This window comes from Pseudomonas sp. SIMBA_041 (assembly GCF_046535095.1).
Lineage (GTDB): Bacteria > Pseudomonadota > Gammaproteobacteria > Pseudomonadales > Pseudomonadaceae > Aquipseudomonas > Aquipseudomonas mucoides.
In genome coordinates, this window is record NZ_JAWRXJ010000589.1 from 1 (window position 1) to 255 (window position 255).

Consider the following 255-nt stretch of genomic DNA (forward strand, 5'->3'; position numbering starts at 1 on the left):
CGGTAGCATTCTGCTGCTGATAACGCAGTGACAGCCTACCGTTAAGGGTTTGCGGGGCATAAGCTTTGAAGTCAGTATATTCATCCGGAATAGCTTGGCGAATATTAAAGTTGCTACCCGTCGCACGCACCGTGGCCTCAAAGCTGTCTTTCCAATCTAAAATACCTTGCAACGCCAAACGTCCCGCTGGCACATCAGCATCTAGGCGATCTATACGTAGCTGACTGTTGGCAATAACGGCGCGGCCTTGGTAAT

At 50.2% G+C, this 255-nt stretch carries 1 protein-coding gene; it reads right to left on the minus strand.

Annotation, left to right across the window (positions count from 1 at the left end):
- Positions 1-255, minus strand: a 255-nt coding sequence (locus SB725_RS32485; RefSeq protein WP_410923612.1) for a hypothetical protein, incomplete at both ends; no start/stop codon positions are given.